The sequence below is a fragment of the Xanthobacter autotrophicus ATCC 700552 genome (genome assembly GCF_043194565.1).
Taxonomy (GTDB): domain Bacteria; phylum Pseudomonadota; class Alphaproteobacteria; order Rhizobiales; family Xanthobacteraceae; genus Xanthobacter; species Xanthobacter autotrophicus_F.
The window spans coordinates 185,918-202,446 of sequence record NZ_JBAFVS010000005.1; the positions used below are offsets into that span (position 1 = coordinate 185,918).

General features: G+C 68.2%; 11 protein-coding genes. 9 read left to right on the plus strand and 2 right to left on the minus strand.

Annotated elements, in window-relative coordinates; genetic code table 11:
* Window positions 1-41 precede the first annotated feature (41 nt).
* A complete protein-coding gene (locus V5F48_RS07545) occupies window positions 42-1,151 on the plus strand; it encodes an efflux RND transporter periplasmic adaptor subunit (protein WP_394258203.1) in 1,110 nt (369 codons plus the stop codon).
* A 3-nt stretch (window positions 1,152-1,154) separates the two neighbouring features.
* On the plus strand, window positions 1,155-4,328 hold the full coding sequence (locus tag V5F48_RS07550) for an efflux RND transporter permease subunit (RefSeq protein ID WP_394258204.1): 3,174 nt from the start codon (window positions 1,155-1,157) through the stop codon (window positions 4,326-4,328).
* 33 nt (window positions 4,329-4,361) lie between these two features.
* Here V5F48_RS07550 and V5F48_RS07555 read toward each other — a convergent pair whose 3' ends face one another.
* On the minus strand, window positions 4,362-6,500 hold the full coding sequence (locus V5F48_RS07555; RefSeq protein ID WP_394258205.1) for a TonB-dependent siderophore receptor: 2,139 nt from the start codon (window positions 6,498-6,500) through the stop codon (window positions 4,362-4,364).
* A gap of 628 nt (window positions 6,501-7,128) precedes the next feature.
* Here V5F48_RS07555 and V5F48_RS07560 point away from each other — a divergent pair.
* The 5 genes from V5F48_RS07560 to V5F48_RS07580 are packed head-to-tail and all read left to right on the plus strand — an operon-like array spanning window position 7,129 to window position 12,060.
* Complete coding sequence (locus tag V5F48_RS07560; RefSeq protein ID WP_394258278.1) at window positions 7,129-7,974, plus strand: ABC transporter ATP-binding protein; 846 nt, start codon at window positions 7,129-7,131, stop codon at window positions 7,972-7,974.
* Window positions 7,971-9,044 (plus strand): FecCD family ABC transporter permease, encoded by a 1,074-nt coding sequence (locus V5F48_RS07565; protein ID WP_394258206.1) that lies wholly within the window; start codon window positions 7,971-7,973, stop codon window positions 9,042-9,044. Before V5F48_RS07560 ends, V5F48_RS07565 begins: the two co-directional genes overlap by 4 nt.
* On the plus strand, window positions 9,041-10,090 hold the full coding sequence (locus V5F48_RS07570; RefSeq protein WP_394258207.1) for a FecCD family ABC transporter permease: 1,050 nt from the start codon (window positions 9,041-9,043) through the stop codon (window positions 10,088-10,090). Before V5F48_RS07565 ends, V5F48_RS07570 begins: the two co-directional genes overlap by 4 nt.
* 32 nt (window positions 10,091-10,122) lie before the next feature.
* The gene (locus V5F48_RS07575; RefSeq protein ID WP_394258208.1) at window positions 10,123-11,088 is read left to right on the plus strand and encodes an ABC transporter substrate-binding protein; all 966 of its coding nucleotides are present in this window, start codon (window positions 10,123-10,125) and stop codon (window positions 11,086-11,088) included.
* A gap of 54 nt (window positions 11,089-11,142) precedes the next feature.
* Window positions 11,143-12,060 carry a MurR/RpiR family transcriptional regulator gene (locus tag V5F48_RS07580; protein ID WP_394258209.1) on the plus strand — a complete coding sequence of 306 codons (918 nt, stop codon included), beginning with the start codon at window positions 11,143-11,145 and terminating at the stop codon, window positions 12,058-12,060.
* Window positions 12,061-12,144: 84 nt separating this feature from the next.
* Here V5F48_RS07580 and V5F48_RS07585 read toward each other — a convergent pair whose 3' ends face one another.
* Entirely contained in the window at window positions 12,145-13,572 is a 1,428-nt protein-coding gene (locus tag V5F48_RS07585; protein WP_394258210.1) for an aminotransferase-like domain-containing protein, read from the minus strand.
* Window positions 13,573-13,821: 249 nt separating this feature from the next.
* Here V5F48_RS07585 and V5F48_RS07590 point away from each other — a divergent pair, with 249 nt between their 5' ends.
* Window positions 13,822-15,105, plus strand: coding sequence for a hydroxymethylglutaryl-CoA reductase, degradative (locus V5F48_RS07590; RefSeq protein ID WP_394258279.1), 1,284 nt, complete (start codon window positions 13,822-13,824; stop codon window positions 15,103-15,105).
* 43 nt (window positions 15,106-15,148) lie between these two features.
* Window positions 15,149-16,372, plus strand: a complete 1,224-nt coding sequence (locus tag V5F48_RS07595; protein ID WP_394258211.1) for an ABC transporter substrate-binding protein — start codon at window positions 15,149-15,151, stop codon at window positions 16,370-16,372.
* Window positions 16,373-16,529: the final 157 nt, after the last annotated feature.

The window sequence follows — 16,529 nt, forward strand, 5'->3', positions numbered from 1 at the left end:
GATCGGACTGGAGCGCCAGCAGGTATTTGAGGAGGACCGAAATGTCGCGCGCCCGTGCCGTCCGCATCGCATCACTGCTTTTGCTCGGCCTCCTCTCCCCCTCCGTTGCGCAGGCGCAGGAAGGCGGCATTCCGGTGGGCGTGGTTCCCGCGGAGCTCAAGCCCATCTCCGACGCCATGGAATTCGTCGGCCGGGTCGAGGCACCGGAGCGGGTGGAGATCCGTGCCCGGGTGAAGGGCATGCTGGAAGCCGTCCTGTTCAAGGAAGGCGAGACGGTGAAGGAGGGCGCGCCGCTCTATCGCATCGAAAAGCCCCTGTTCCAGGCCGACGTGCAGCAGGCGGAAGGCGATGTGGAGCGGGCCAAGGCCGCCGTCACCCTCGCCAAGATCCAGCGTGAGCGGGCAGAAGAACTGCTCGCCAAGAATGCCGGCACGGCGGTGGCCCGCGATCAGGCCGTCGCCAATCAGGAATCCTCCATCGGAGCCCTGCTGACGGCCGAGGCGGCGCTGAACACCACCAAGATCAATCTGGGCTACACCGACATCGTCTCGCCCATCACCGGCCGCATCGGCCGCTCGGCGGTCACCCGCGGCCACATCGTGGGTCCGGAGAGCGGCGTGCTCGCCACCGTGGTGAGCCAGGACCCCATGTATGTCACCTTCCCGGTCAGCCAGCGCGACTATCTGGAAGCGCAGAAGGACGAGGGGAAGGTGGACCTCGCCAACGTGGAGGTGCGCATCAAGTTCGCCGACGGCGGGGTCTACGGCGAAGTGGGGCGGGTGAATTTCGTCGACGTCTCGGTCAACCGCACCACCGACACCATGATCCTGCGCGCCGACGTGCCGAATGCGAGCGGCAAGCTGGTGGACGGCCAGCTGGTCCGGGTGGAGCTGAAAGCCGGGACGCCGGAGGAACGGGTGGTGATCCCGCAGGCGGCGCTGATCGCCGACCAGGCCGGCGTCTATGTGTTCGTGGTGGAGAACGGCAAGGCGGTGGTACGCCGGGTGAAGACCGGCGGCATCCAGGGGCCGAACATCATCGTCACCGATGGCGTGAAAGCCGGCGAGCCGGTGATCGTGGAGGGCTTCGAGAGCCTGAAGCCCGGCATCGCTGTACGCGCGACCCCGACAGCCATCGGCCTGAAAGGCTGAGCCATGCTCTCCTCCGTCTTCGTTGACCGCCCGCGGCTCGCCATCGTCATCGCCATCGTCACGGTGATCGCGGGCCTGCTCTCGCTGCTGGCCATTCCGGTGGCGCAGTATCCCGATATCATCCCGCCGCAGGTATCGGTGACCACCGCCTATCCCGGCGCCTCCGCCGAGGTGGTGGATTCCACCATCGCCCAGCCCATCGAGGCGCAGGTGGTGGGCGTGGACAAGCTCATCTACATGAAGAGCGTGTCCGGCGACGACGGAAGCTATTCGCTTACCGGCTCTTTTGAACTCGGCACCGATCCGGACATCAACACCGTCAATATGAACAACCGCGTCCAGGTGGCGCTGTCCAAGCTGCCGGATGACGTGAAGCGCCAGGGCGTGGTGGTGAAGAAGAAGTCGTCGGCGCTGCTCGGTGTGCTGGCCATTTCTTCGCCGAAGAAGACCTGGGACCCGCTCTATATCTCCAACTACGTCACCATCAACATCCTCGACGAGCTGAAAAGCATTCCGGGCGTGGGCGATGCCTCCCTCTGGGGGCCGCAGGACTATGCCGTCCGCGCCTGGGTGAAGACCGATCGGCTCACCGGCCTCGGCCTCACCACCGAGGACATCGTCTCCGCCATCCGGGCGCAGAACATCCAGGCGGCGGTGGGCCGCATCGGCGCGCGGCCCGTCTCCGACGACCAGCAGCTGCAGCTGAACCTGCGCACCAAGGGCCGGCTGTCCAGCATCGAGGACTTCGAGAAGATCGTCCTGCGCACCAACACGGACGGCTCGGTGCTGCGTCTCGGCGACGTGGCACGGCTGGAGCTGGGCGCGGCTAACCTCGACCGCGAAACCCTGTTCAACGGCGGCCCGGCGGCGGTGCTGGCGCTCTACCAGTCGCCCGGCGCCAACGCCATCACCACCATCAACGCCATCCGCACGCGCATGGATGAGCTGTCCAAGTCCTTTCCCGAAGATTTGGCCTGGAAGGTCACCTACGACCCCACCTCCTTCGTGATCGAGACCATTCACGAGGTGCAGAAGACGCTGATCGAGGCGTTCATCCTCGTGGTGCTCGTGGTCTATCTGTTCCTCGGCAGCTTCCGCGCCACCTTGATCCCGACGCTGGCGGTGCCGGTGAGCCTGATCGGCACCTTCATCGTGCTCAACGCCATCGGCTATTCGGCGAACTCGGTGTCGCTGCTGGCCATCGTGCTCGCCATCGGCATCGTGGTGGATGACGCCATCGTGGTGGTGGAGAACGTCGAGCGCATGATGGAGGAGCATCCAGAGCTTTCCCCCGCCGACGCCACCAAGCGGGCCATGGCGGAAATCACCGCGCCCATCATCGCCATCACTTTGGTGCTGCTCTCCGTGTTCGTGCCGGTGGCCTTCATTCCCGGCATCTCCGGCGAGTTGTTCCGCCAGTTCGCGGTGACCGTGGCGGTGGCCATGTTCCTGTCGGCCATCAACGCGCTCACCTTGTCGCCGGCGCTCTGCGCCATCCTGCTGAAGCCCGCCCACGGGCCGAAGAAGGGACCCATCGGCTATGTGATGCGCGGCATCGACAAGGTCCGCGATGCCTATGGCGCGGCGGTGGCGCGCATCGTGCGCTTCTCGCTCATCGGGCTGGTGTGCGTGTTCGTGGCCTCCGGCGGCATCTTTGCCCTGTCGAAGATGACCCCCACCGGCTTCCTGCCTGAAGACGACCAGGGCGCCTTCTTCGTGGTGGTGCAACTGCCCGGCGGCGCTTCCGTGGGCCGCACCACGGAGGTGATCCGCAAGGCCGAGGCGCTGTTGAAGGAAGAGCACACGGTGGAGGATTTCACCTCCGTCATCGGCCTCAACTTCATCGACAATTATTCCCAGCCCAACGCCGCCTTCATCGTCGTCACGCTCAAGCCGTTCGAGGAACGGCACGGCGCGGAGAATGGCACGGCGGCCATCCTCTCCCGGCTCGGACCGAAGATGCGCACCATCTCCGGCGGCACGGTGGTGCCGCTGGCGCCGCCACCCATCGTCGGCCTCGGCACCGGCGGCGGCTTCAGCTTCGTGCTGCAGGACCTGCGGGCAGGAGACCCCAAGGCGCTGGCGCAGGTGCTGCGCGGTCTCCTGGTGGCTGCCAACCAGGACCCGCGCCTGACCCGCGTCTTCTCCACCTATTCCGCCTCCAATCCCTCGATCCAGCTCGACATCGACCGGGACAAGGCCCAGGTGCTGGGGGTGCCGCTGGACAGCGTGTTCCAGGCGCTCCAGACTTCGCTGGGCGGGCTCTATGTGAACGACATGAACCTCTACGGCCGCACCTGGCAGGTCCAGGTGCAGGCCGAGGCGGAGGATCGCAAGAGCATCGACGACATCTACCGCATCCATGTGCGCAACAACAAAGGCGAGATGATCCCGCTGCGCTCCATCGTGGAGGTGCGGGTGGAGGTCGGCCCGCCGGCGCTGATCCGCTACAACAACAAGCGGGCGGTGACCGTGCAGGGCGCGCCGGCGGAGGGCGTCTCCTCCGGCCAGGCGCTCGCCGCCATGGACGAGGTGGCGGCGAAAACCCTGCCGCAGGGTTTCTCCGGCGCGTGGACGGACACCTCGTTCCAGGAGAAGCGGGCGGAGGGCAAGACCGGGACGATCCTCGCCTTCGCCGTGCTGTTCGCCTTCCTGTTCTTGGTGGCGCTGTATGAGAGTTGGTCGATCCCGGTGCCGGTGCTGCTCTCCGTCACCGTGGGCATGCTGGGGGCGTTCGCGGCCATCGTCATCGGCCAGCTCACCCTCGACCTCTACGGCCAGATCGGCATGATCGTGCTCATCGGCCTCGCGGCCAAGAACGGCATCCTCATCGTCGAGTTCGCCAAGGAGCGGCGCGAGCGCGGCGAGGATCTGCTGCAGGCCGCCACCGAGGGCTCGCGCCTGCGGTTCCGCCCGGTGATGATGACCTCGCTGGCCTTCATCCTCGGCCTCTATCCGCTGGTGGTGGCGACCGGGGCGGCGCAGATGGCGCGGCAGAACGTGGGCACGCCGGTGTTCGGCGGCATGATCGCCGCGTCGTTCCTCGGCATTTTCGTCATCCCGCCGCTCTACGTGCTGTTCCAGGGCATCCGCGAGAAACTGCGCCCCAGCACGCGGCCCAAGGCGGAACCGGCGGCGCAACCGGGGGCACAGGCGCCCGCGGCCCACGGCGACTGATGGCGGGCGGGCCGGCTTCGGCCGCGCCCGCGCTCAGAACGTCATGCGCGCGGAGAGCGTGGCTTCCAGCGGGTCGCCGATGGTGTTGCCGAGATTGTTGTTGGCCTGGGACGACGTGTAATACGTGGTGTCGAACAGGTTCTTCACGTTGAGCTGCACCGTGACCGGGCGCTCGGCGGCGATGGTGTAGGCCACCATGGCGTCGAACACCATATAGGCCGGCAGCCAGTAGGTGTTGGCCGGCACCCCGGGCGCCGCGCTGCGGCCATGGAAACCGCCGCCCACCTTCAGCGTATTGTCGCCCCACACCTTGCCGAAATCATAGGTGGTGAACAGGGAATAGGTGTGGCGCGCCACGTTGGCGGGGGTCTTGCCAGCATATTGCACGTCTTCAACGATCACCGCATCGGTATAGCCGTAGCTGGCGATGATGTTGATCTTGTCCGTCACCGCGCCGGCGATGTCGAACTCCAGGCCCCGTGAACGCACCTTGCCGGCGGTCTTGGCATAGCTCTCGCCATTGATAACCTCGGTGTAGAGCACATTCTCCTTCTCGATGTTGAACAGCGCCGCCGTACCGGTGAGGCCCTTGAATAGCTCGAACTTCACACCGGCCTCGTAGGACACGCCGGTCTCGGGATCCAGCGCGCCGATATAGTCGGCGATGGAACTCTGCGGCATGAAGGAGGTGGAATAATTGGCGTACAGGGACAGCTTGTCCGTCGCCTTGTAGACGATGCCCGCCCGGGGCATGAAGGCGCCGCCCTCCTCATCGGTGTTGAGGTTGAAGGGCCGGCCCTTGCCCGCCAGCTGCGTGTAATACTGATAGCTGGCGCCGGCCACCAGGATCCACTGGTCGGTCAGGTAGAAGGCGTCCTGGGCGTAGCCGTTATAGAGCGTCTGCTGGATGGTCTGGTCGCTGTCCGCCGCCGACACGGTGGTGCACAGGGGCAGCGTGCCGTAGACCGGGGCGTAGATGTCGAAGCCCTTCTGGTTCTTGCAGCGCAGCATGTCCGTGCGCAGCAGGTCGTAATCGTTGTAGGCGACGCCGAACAGCAGCTCGTTCTTGAAGCCGGCAATGTCCGCCCGGCCGCTGAGATCGGCGCGCACATTGTTGCCGGTCTGGGTGGAGCCCTGGGTCGCGTCCGCCCGGCGGGTCAGGATGCCGGTGGCGGAATCATAGGCGATCACCCGGGCCTGATTGTCGGAATAGGTGTCCTGGCTCCAGGCGTAGTTCACCTTGAGCTTCCAGGCGTCGTTGAATTCGTGCTCGACGCTGGCGAGGAAGAGGTCGGAATCGCCCTGCGTGATGTTGTATTTCTCGTCGAAGCGCGTGCGCCGGTCCACCGGCACCGCCTTGCCGGTGCCAAGATCAAAGATGGTGCCCCGATCGAACGGCACGCTGTAATCGCGGTGGGTGTAGGAGACGTTCACCGCCGTGCTGTCGCCATACCAGGCGAGGGCAGGGGAGATCAGCGTCTGCTCGGTCTCGCCGAAATTGCGCCAGTAGTTGGTGTCCTGCATCTCGCCGATGAGCCGGTAGGCGAAATTCGTCCCGGCGATGGGGCCGGTGATGTCGAAGTCGCCCCAGCTGCCGCCGAAGCTGGTGAGCGAGCCTGCGATGCTGCCGCCGAACGTCTCCTGCGGCCGCTTGGTGATGACATTGATGATGCCGCCCGGCTCCTGGATGCCGTAGAGGGTGGAGGCGGGACCCTTCAGCACCTCCACCCGGTCCGTGGTGGCATTGAAGCTGCGCGGCAGCACCGTGCGCAGGCCGTTGGTGAGCACGCCGCCGTCGCGGTTGTCGCCGAAGCCGCGGCGGATGAAGGCGTCCTGCGTGCCGCCCAGCGTGTTGGCCTGGGTGATGTTGCTGATATTGGCCAGCACCTGGTCGAGGGTGCGGGCGTTCTGGTCGAGGATGACCTCCTGGGTCACCACGTTCACCGACGCCGGAATGTCGAGGATCGGCATCTGGGTGAGCGTGGAAGTGGAGGTGGCGACGGGCTGATAGCCCACCACCACCCCTTCGCCGTGCTCGGCCTGCACCTGGACGGTGGGCAGCTCGGTATTGTCGGCTTGGGTGTTCTGCACCGGCTCCACGGCCTGCGCCGCCCGCGGCGCGTTCTGGGCGGAAGCGAATCCGGACGCGGCGGTGAGCTGCAGGAGGCCCATGGCCGAAGCCAGAAGATGCCGGCGAAGACGGTGCCGGGGAAACCTCGGCGCTGCATGTGAAAACATCTGACCTACCCTAAACCTGATCCCGCCATCGCCCGGCCGCTGCCTAGGGCGATGGCCTGAAGCCGTGATCCCGCCGTGGCGGACGCCGGCCCTGAGTTTTGGGCAATCGCTGTAGTAGTAAAATCTGGAAGCAATCTAATAATCCCGAAAACAATGATTTATCATTGCTCAAAACAGATACAAACTGAAGGTGCGAATTGGCATTTAGGCTACATTCGCATTCAGGAATGGTGTTGGCGCGGGGGTTGTCTGGTTGCAAACAATGGTATTTCAGAAATAGAATAATTTAAAAGTAGCTCGTATTGTTCGCTCTGCGGATTTGGAATGACGACAATCGCGATGATTTACCGCATTTTTCTGTCTGTCGCCGTTTGACTGCTACACGGTGGTGATCGACTGATGCCAACGGCCCCGGTTTTTGACCGCTGCCGAGAGCGTCTTGCCCACCACCCACGGGGCGAGCAAGGCCCGTCCCCGTCCCAGACCTGTCCCAGACCCGTCAAGGAAGACCTGAGTGTTCGAGACTTGCCTCCGTGAACCCGCCACCCCGGGCCGTGACCCGGTGGAGGCCGCACCAGCCGAAGCGGCGCCGCAACCGGCGCCCCAACTGGCGGTGGAACTCGCGGTTACGGCGCTGAAGGCCGGCTGGGGCCACAAGGTCGTGGTGGATGACGTGTCGTTCGCGGTGGAAGCCGGCCGGATGACGGCGCTCATCGGACCCAACGGCTCGGGCAAGTCCACCCTGCTGTCGGCCATGGCGCGGCTTTTGAAGCCGCTCGGCGGCGCGGTGCATCTCGACGGGCGCTCCATCCACCACCTGCCCACGCGCGCCCTTGCCCGCGATCTCGGCATCCTGCCGCAGAGCCCGCTGGTGCCGGAGGGTCTGACCGTCTTCGATCTCGTCTCCCGCGGCCGCTATCCCCACCAGGGCTTCCTGAGCCAGTGGAGCGAACGGGATGACGCGGCGGTGGAGACCGCCATGCGCCTCACCGGCACGCTGGATTTCGCCCGCACGCCGGTGGAGGCGCTGTCCGGCGGCCAGCGCCAGCGCTGCTGGATCGCCATGGCCATGGCGCAGGAAACCCGGGTGATCCTGCTGGACGAGCCCACCACCTTCCTCGACCTGCGCTACCAGGTGGAGGTGCTGGACCTGCTGCACCGCCTCACCCGCGAGCACGGGCGCACCGTGGTGGCGGTGCTCCACGACCTGAACATGGCCCTCGCCTATGCCGACACCGTGCTGTGCCTGAAGGACGGGCGCATTCGCGCCAAGGTCGAGGACGGTGCCGGCCTCACACCCACGCAGATCGCCGATTTGTTCGGCGTGGAGGTGGTGGCGGTGGAGAACCCACGCACCGGCAAACCGGTCTTCATCCCGCTCGCCGCCGTGCCGGAGGGACGGCGGTGAGCCTCGCGCCGACTGCGCGGGGGGCGCAGGCCGCCATGCCGGCCCGCAGCTTTGCCCGGCGCACCCGTCCTGTCGCGGCCACAGTGGTTCTTCTGGCGCTCCTCGGAACGCTCGCGGTGGCCCATCTGGGCGCCGGCGCCCGGCCGATCCCGCCGGGCACAGTGATCGAGGCGCTGGTGGCGTTCGATCCCGACAGCTTCGACCACAAGGTGGTGGTGGAGCTGCGGCTGTTGCGCCTGTTGTGCGGCCTGCTGGTGGGCGCCGGCCTCGGCCTCACCGGGGCGCTGCTCCAGAGCATCACCCGCAATCCCCTGGGCGAGCCCCACATTCTGGGGCTGAACGCGGGGGCGGCGCTGGCCGTGGTTTCCACGCTCACCTTCGCGCCCTGGCTGCGGACATGGCTGCCCGCCGAGGCGCTGCTCGCCGCCCGGCCGCTGGTTGCCGCGCTGGGGGCGGCGGCCCTGTCGGGCCTCGTCATCGCCACCGCATCGGCGGGGCGCACCGGGCTCACGCCCATGAAGGTGACTTTGTGCGGCGTCGCCCTGTCGGCCTTCGCCGCGTCGCTCACCTCGGCGCAACTGATCCTGGACGACCAGACGCTGGCCACCGTGCGGCTGTGGCTGGCCGGGGACCTCTCCGGCCTGTCCTATGGCGCGCTTCAGGCTGCCCTGGTGCCGGCGCTTGTGGGCATGGGCCTCGCCTTCGCCCTGTCCGGCCGGCTCGATGCGCTGGCGCTGGGCGATGGCGCGGCGCGCGGCCTCGGCGTCCATGTGGCACGCACGCGGCTGGCGGGGCTCGCGGCGGCTGGCCTTCTGAGCGGGGCGGCGGTTTCCCTCGCCGGGCCCATCGGCTTCGTCGGCCTGGTGGTGCCCCATGCGGTGCGCGGCCTCGGTGCCCGCGACATGCGCCTCGCCCTGCCCCTGTGCGCCATTGCCGGAGCGGTACTGCTGATCGCGGCCGACCTTGCCGCCCGCAGCCTGTTCGCCCCGCGCGAGCTGGCCACCGGGGCGGTGACGGCGCTGGTGGGCGTGCCGGTCTTCATCGCTCTTGCCGCACGGAGGGGACGATGACCTCGCCCGCCCGTGCCGCCGGCTATCGGCGCCTTGCCGTCGGCCCGCTCGCCCTGCGGTTTCGCCCGCGCGCGGCAGGGATCTCCGTGGCTCTGTTCCTGGCCCTGATGGCCGCCGGCCTGTTCGCCCTCGCCTCGGGCAGCCTGTCCATGACCCTGTCCGAGGTGCTGACGGCCCTCGCCCGCAGCGGGGCGCGGGCGGAAGTGGAGCAGGTGGTGGGCGAAATCCGCCTGCCGCGCGTCCTCTTGGCCATCCTGGCCGGCGCGGCGCTGGGCCTGTCCGGCGCCGCCATGCAGGCATTGACGCGCAACGGCCTTGCCGATCCCGGCCTCGTGGGGGTGAAGGAAGGCGCCAGCGTCGCCGTGCTGGCCCTCATCCTCGCCTTTCCCACGGTGGATGCGGTGTGGCGGCTGCCGGTGGGCATGGCGGGCGGGCTCGCCGTGGCGCTCGTGGTCACCGCGCTCGCCCGCGACCTGTCGGGGGTGCGCTTCGTGCTGGTGGGCATCGGCGTGTCGTGGTTGCTGGCGGCGGGGCTGCTGGTGTTCATCACCACGGCGGACATCAATGATGTGGAGACCGCCCTGGTCTGGCTCGCCGGCAGCCTGCATGCGGCCGACTGGAGCCTCATCCCGGCGCTGGCGTTCTGGAGCGGCCTCGGCACGCTAGTGCTGATCGCCACCGCGCGCGGCGCCGACGCGTCTGCGCTGGGCGATGGCGTCGCGACCGGCCTCGGCGTGCGGCTCAAGACCATGAAGGCGCTGGGCCTCGCCGCGCCGGTGCTGATGACGGCGGCGGCGGTGTCCTGCGTGGGCAGCCTGGGCTTCGTCGGGCTGATGGCGCCGCATATGGCGCGCTTTCTCGTGGGCGGCGGGCAGGCGGCGGTGCTCACCGCCAGCGCGCTGCTGGGCGCGGTGCTGGTGCTGGCGGCCGACACGGTGGGCCGCCTCCTGTTCGCGCCGCTCCAGATTCCCGCCGGGGTGGTGATGACGCTCGCCGGCGTGCCCCTCTTTCTCCTGCTGCTGTGGCAGCGCCGCGACCGGCTGTGACCCCAAAAGAGACCTCCGACGAGACCCCGCGCATGACCCGCCCCTTCCGCTTCGCCCTGCTCGTCGTCCTGCTGTTTGCCGGCGCCACGCCGGCCGTGGCGCAGACGCGCCCCTTCACCGACGATCTCGGGCGCACGGTGGAGGTGCCCGATCGCCCGCAGCGCATCGTCTCCCTGCACGACCTCGACCTCACGCTGCCGCTCATCGAGCTTGGCGTGGTGCCGGTGGCGAGCCACGGGCGGGTGCGGCCGGATGGCACCCGCTTCCTGAGGGCCGGCAAGCTTTTGACCGGGGTGGATTTCGACACCGCCCCCATCGCCTTCATCGGCGCCAATGCCATCGATCTGGAGGCGGTGGTGGCGGCGCGGCCCGACCTCATCATCACCTCGCCCACCCGCGACACGCCCATTTCCCAGCTGGAGCGCATCGCGCCCACGGTCAGCATCGAACACCTGAGGGGGGGCCCGGCCGCCATCTATGGCAAGCTCGCCGCCCTCACGGGGACGCAGGCGCGCCTTGCCGTGCTGGAGGCGCGCTATGGGGCGCAGATCGCCCAATTGCGGACGCTGGTGGATACGTCGCGCATCAGCGTCGCGAGCTTTCAGGCCAACCAGGGCAAGATCACGGTGTTCCACACCGACCGGGCCTTGGGGCGGGTGCTGCGCGATGCCGGCTTCCGCTTCCCCAGGCTGGTGGAAGCCATCCCCGAAGGCGGGCGCATGGACGTGAGTGCCGAGCGCCTGCCGGACCTTGAGGCCGACTTCCTCTTCGGCACCTTCCGCTCGGACCTCGGCGACGGCCCGGCGGTGGAGATCGCGGCCATGGAGAAGGTGATGCCCGGCTGGTGCCGCCTGATGAAGGCGTGTCGCGAAGGCCGCTACCTGCTGCTGCCGCGCGACGAGACCATCTCCAACACCTATGCCGCCCTCAACCTGCTGGTCGCCGCGGTGGAGGCGCAGGTGCTGCGGCAGGAGTTGAAGCAGCCGGTGCCGCGCTGAGGCTCGATTGGAAATGCCTGGCGCCCTGTGCCAGCATGGAGCGATCGTGTTTTCATGGAGAAAGCAAAGGGTGCGATGACGACGCCGGCGCAAGGTCGCAGGAGCAAGGTGGACCGGTTCGGCGAACGCCTGCGCCAGCGCGGCGCGACCTTGTCGCCGCGCCTCAAGGTGGTGGCCGACTATATCAACGAGAACCGCCGCACCATTCTGGGCCAGTCGGCGCTGGAAATCGCGGCCGAGACCGCGACCTCCGACGCCACCGTCATCCGCGCCGTGCAGGCCCTCGGCTTTGATGGGCTGAAAGACCTCAAGCGCACGCTCGCCGGTCATCTTGGTGCGGTGATCTCGTCCGTGGACAAGATGACCTCCACCACGCAGGAACTGGAGCGCGATATCGACGCCTCCATCGACTTCGTGCGCGACGGCCACATGATCGGCATCGCGGAGGTGACCAAGCCGGAGAACCGGCGGGCCATTTCCGCCGCCATCGAGCTGATGCGCGGGGCGAGCGGCATCGGCCTGTTCGGCATCGGTGCCTCCGGCATCCTCGCCGACTATGCGGCCCGCCTGCTCATACGCAACGGGCGGCACGCCTATGCCCTCAACCGCACCGGCATCGGCCTCGGCGAGCAACTGCTCGCCATGCGGCGTGGCGACGTGCTGGTGATGATGGGCCAGGCCAGCGCCCACCGCGAGGGCGTCGCCACGCTGGAGGAGGCTCGCCGGCTCGACATACCCATGGTCCTGCTGTCCGGGTCGGCCTCGCCCGCCTTCGGCCGGCAGGCGCAGGTGGTGATTCAGGTGCCGCGCGGCAAGTCGGAGACGGTGCCGCTCCACGGCCTGGTGCTCATGTGCCTGGAAATGCTGGTCATCGGCCTTGCCGCCACCGAGCCGGACCGCTCCCTGAAATCGCTGGAGCGCCTGCACACGCTCTACGAGGACATCCGCCGGCCGCCGCGCGGCGGCACTTGATACCGACGGCCCCGGTCTTCAACCGGTGCCGAGTGGGTTACGCTCAAACGCCGCGCGGGCTTGACCAAGGGCCGGAAAGGGGAGTCAGCCACCGCCCAGGCGATCCGCCAACAGACGCTCGGCCATGAAGCGCTCGAAGCGCGGATCGTCGGCATAGGCGACATTGATGCGCATGGCCGGCGGATGCGCCCCCGCCGTGGGATGGAACACCGCGCCGGGCGCCAGCAGGATGCCCCGCTCCGCCGCCTGCCGCGACAGGGCGCTGTCGTCCATGCCATCGGGCAGCGCGCACCACAGGTAGAAGCCGCCGCCCGGCGGCCCGAAGATGGGCAGCCCCAGCCGTCCCAGCGTCGCCTGGGCGCTGGCGGTGGCGGCATCCACCCGGCCGCGCAGGCGCTTGAGGTGCCGCCGGTACTGGCCCGACGTGATCAGATCGTTGACGATGCGTTCCACATAGCCGGAGCTGTTCACGCTGGTGACCATCTTGAGCGCCCCCAGCCGCTCGATGAGCCCGGCGGATGCCACCACATAGCCGCAGCGCAGGCTGGCGGAGAGGGTCTTGGCCAGCGTGCCCACGTAAATCACCCGCTCCAGCTGGTCGAGGGCGGCAAGGCGGGGCTGGGCGGCGGGCAGGATATCGGCGAAGGGGTCGCTCTCCACGATCAGCAGGTCGTGCCGCGCAGCCACCTGCAGCACCCGATAGGCCACCGCCGGGGTCAGCGAGCAGCCGGTGGGATTGTGCGCCAGCGACTGGGTGAAGAAGACCTTCGCGCCGCTCACCGCGGCCTTCTCTTCAAGGTCGGCCACGTCCGGCCCCTCGGGCGTGCGGCCCACGCCGATGGTGCGGGCCTTGGCGAGGCGCAGCTTGCCGAACAGCGGATAATAGCCGGGGCTATCCACCAGCACCGCATCGCCCGGCTCCACCAGCGTCCGCACGATGAGGTCGAGGGCGTGGTTGGCGCCCTGCGTCATCAGCACAAGCGCCGGATCGACGCCGATGGCCCGCTCGGCCAGCAGGGTGGCGATGGTCTCGCGCAGCAGGGGGAAGCCGAGCGGGCTGCCATAGCTGGCGGGAAACGGCCGGCTTCCCGGCCGGTTGATGGGCTTGAGATAGCGCCCCACCTCCGAGCCCTCCATCCAGGAGGGCGGGGGACGGCCGTCGCCGACACGCACGTCATAATGCTGCTCCAGCTGCTCGCGCAGCAGCCACACGCTGTCCACCGCCTCCACCACGGCGGGAGCGGCGGGGGGAGGGGCCGGGGCGCGGGGGCGCTGCACGTAGAAGCCGGAGCCGGCCCGCGCCTCCACGCGGCCGGACGCGGCGAGGCGCTCATAGGCCTCCACCAGCGTATTGCGCGAGACGCCGAAGGCCGCGAAGGCCGCACGGATGGACGGCAGCTTCTCCCCCGGCCGCAGCTGGCCGCGATCGATGCGTTCGCTCAGCGCGCGCACGATGGCGGCGACGCGCGACAGCGCTTCCTCCCGAGGTGGCTCGTCGTCAACTGTACCCATGGATGGAAGGGTACGGCCTTCCCATTTCCGGCGCAAAGTGTTCCTTGCTGTCCCAGGGGCCGCGCCCGAAAGTCACGGCAACGGACCGCCATAGAGCGGCCGGACAAGAGACCGGGACGAAACGCCAACTGCATCCGCCTTCCGCAACCGCCCCTCGGGCGGAGCGCGTCCGGTTGCCTGCGCGCCTTCCCTTTTCGTCGTCCGACTGCCCGTGCCGGCCCGCCCGTGAATGCACAGGAAGGCTCGATGATGACGTCCGCCGCAGGCCAGAACCGTAGCTCCCGCATCGCCGGTTTCCACAAGAAGACCCCGCGCGAGCGGCTCGACCTTGTTGCCGCCTTCGCGGGCCTCGACGACGCGGCCGTCTCCCACCTGGCCAACATGGGCAATCTCGACCCGGCGCTGGCCGACAAGCTGATCGAGAATGTCATCGGCACCATGAACGTGCCGGTGGGCGTGGCCACCAACATGAAGATCGACGGGGAAGACGTGCTCGTCCCCATGGCGACGGAGGAATCCTCGGTGGTGGCCGCCGTGTGCAACGCCGCCCGGCAGGTTTACGAGACCGGCTTTTCCACCTCGGTGTCCGGCAACCTCATGATCGCCCAGGTTCAGGCGGTGGAGGTGCGCGACCCCGCCGCCGCCCGGCTGCGCATCCTGGAACGGCGGGACGAGATCAGGGCCGCGTGCGATGCCTGCGATCCCGTGCTCGTCAGCCTCGGCGGCGGCTTCCGCGACCTGGAGGTGCGGCTGCTCGATACGCCGTCGGGCACCATGGTCATCACCCACCTCATCGTGGACACCCGCGACGCCATGGGCGCCAACGCCGTGAACACCATGGCGGAGAAGCTCGCGCCCGCCATCGCCGGCTGGGTGCAGGGCCGGGTCTACCTGCGCATCCTCTCCAATCTCGCCGACCGGCGGCTCGCCCGCGCCCATGCGGTGTGGCGCACCGTGGACATCGGCGGCGAGGCGGTACGCGACGGCATCGTCAGCGCCTATCAGTTCGCCGCCGCCGATCCCTATCGCGCCGCGACCCATAACAAGGGTATCATGAACGGCATCAGCGCCGTGGTGCTCGCCACCGGCAACGATACCCGCGCCGTGGAAGCCGGCGCCCATGCCTATGCCGCGCGTTCCGGCCGCTACACCTCGCTGACCACCTATGAGGTGAACGCGGACGGCGACCTCTCCGCCGCCATCGAGCTGCCGCTGGCGGTGGGGCTCATCGGCGGGGCCACCAAGGTGCATCCCACGGCGCGGGCGAGCCTCGCCATCCTCGGCGTTTCCACCGCCGAGCGGCTGGCGCGCATCATCGCCGCGGTGGGGCTGGCGCAGAACTTCTCGGCGCTGAAGGCCCTTGCCACCACCGGCATCCAGAAGGGCCACATGGCGCTTCACGCCCAGAACATCGCCATGATGGCCGGGGCCGTAGGCGAGGAAGTCGACAAGGTGGCCCGCATCCTCGTGGAACGCGCCAGCGTGCGCATGGATGTGGCCGCAAAAGTCCTCGAAGAGGTGCGCGGCGGCTGACGCTGCGCCAGCCTACCAACAAGAACACACAAGGGAGAAGACCATGCTCAGGAAGACCTCGCTCGCGCTGCTCGCGGGCGCCGCCATCCTCGCTTCGGCGCTCGGGTCCGCGCGGGCGGAGATCCCCGGCAACAGCATCCGCATCGGCGTGCTCACCGACCTGTCCGGCTTCGCCTCCGATTCCACCGGCATCGGATCGGTGACGGCGGCCAGGCTGGCGGTGGAGGATTTCAAGAAGGAGAAGCCCGGCATCGCGGTGGAGGTGATCAACCTCGACCACCAGAACAAGCCGGACATCGGCTCCGCCACCGCCCGCAAGTGGATCGCGGACGGCACCGTGGATGCCATCCTCGACGTGCCGTTCTCCTCGGTGGCGCTGGCGGTGCAGGAGGCGGTGCGCGGCTCCAGGGTCGCCTTCATCGCCTCCGGCCCCGGCACGGCGCTGCTCACCGGCGAGAAATGCTCGCCCAACACGGTGCACTGGACCTACGACACCTGGGCGCTGGCCCATGGCACCGCGCTCGCCCTGCTCAAGCAGAAGAAGGACAGCTGGTTCTTCATCACCGCCGACTATGCCTTCGGCCATGCGCTGGAGGCTGATGCCATGGCGGTGGTGAAGGCGGAGGACGGCAAGATCCTCGGCGCGGTCCGTCACCCCACCAATGCGTCGGACTTCTCCTCCTTCATCCTGCAGGCGCAGGGGAGCGGGGCCAAGGTGGTGGCCCTTGCCAATGCGGTGGGCGACACCATCAATTCGGTCAAGGCCGCCTCCGAGTTCGGCCTCACCGCCGGCGGGCAGAGCCTCGCCGCGCTGCTGATGCAGCTCACCGACGTGCACTCGCTGGGGCTTGCCACCGCCAAGGGCCTGTTCCTCACCGAGGGCTTCTACTGGAACATGAACGACGGCAGCCGCGCCTTCGCCGACCGCTTCGCCGCGCAATTGAACGGGCGCCGGCCCACCGCCAACCAGGCCGGCGTCTATGCCGGCACGCTGCACTATCTGCGCGCCGCGGCGGCCGCCGACAGCACGGACGGCGTGCAGGTGGTGGCGAAAATGAAGGCGATGCCCTCGAACGATCCGCTGTTCGGCAAGGGCGAGGTGCGGGCCGACGGCCGGCACATCCACAACATGTACCTGTTCCAGGTGAAGACGCCGGACCAGTCCAAGGGGCCGTGGGACTATTACAACCTGATCGAGACCATCCCGGCACAAAATGCCTTCCGGCCCATGGCCGAAGGCCGCTGCCCGCTGGTCGCCAAGCCGTAGGGCGAGGGCAGGGGCAGGGGCAGGTTCCGCCCCCAACCACGAGGACCACCACGCAACGGGCGGCGATGACCGCCCGTTGTCATTTCTAACCGATCAAGCTGGACCTCGGCCGGATGCCCGCGTGAGGCGATCCGGGCGAAATGATGCCGCCCTGTTG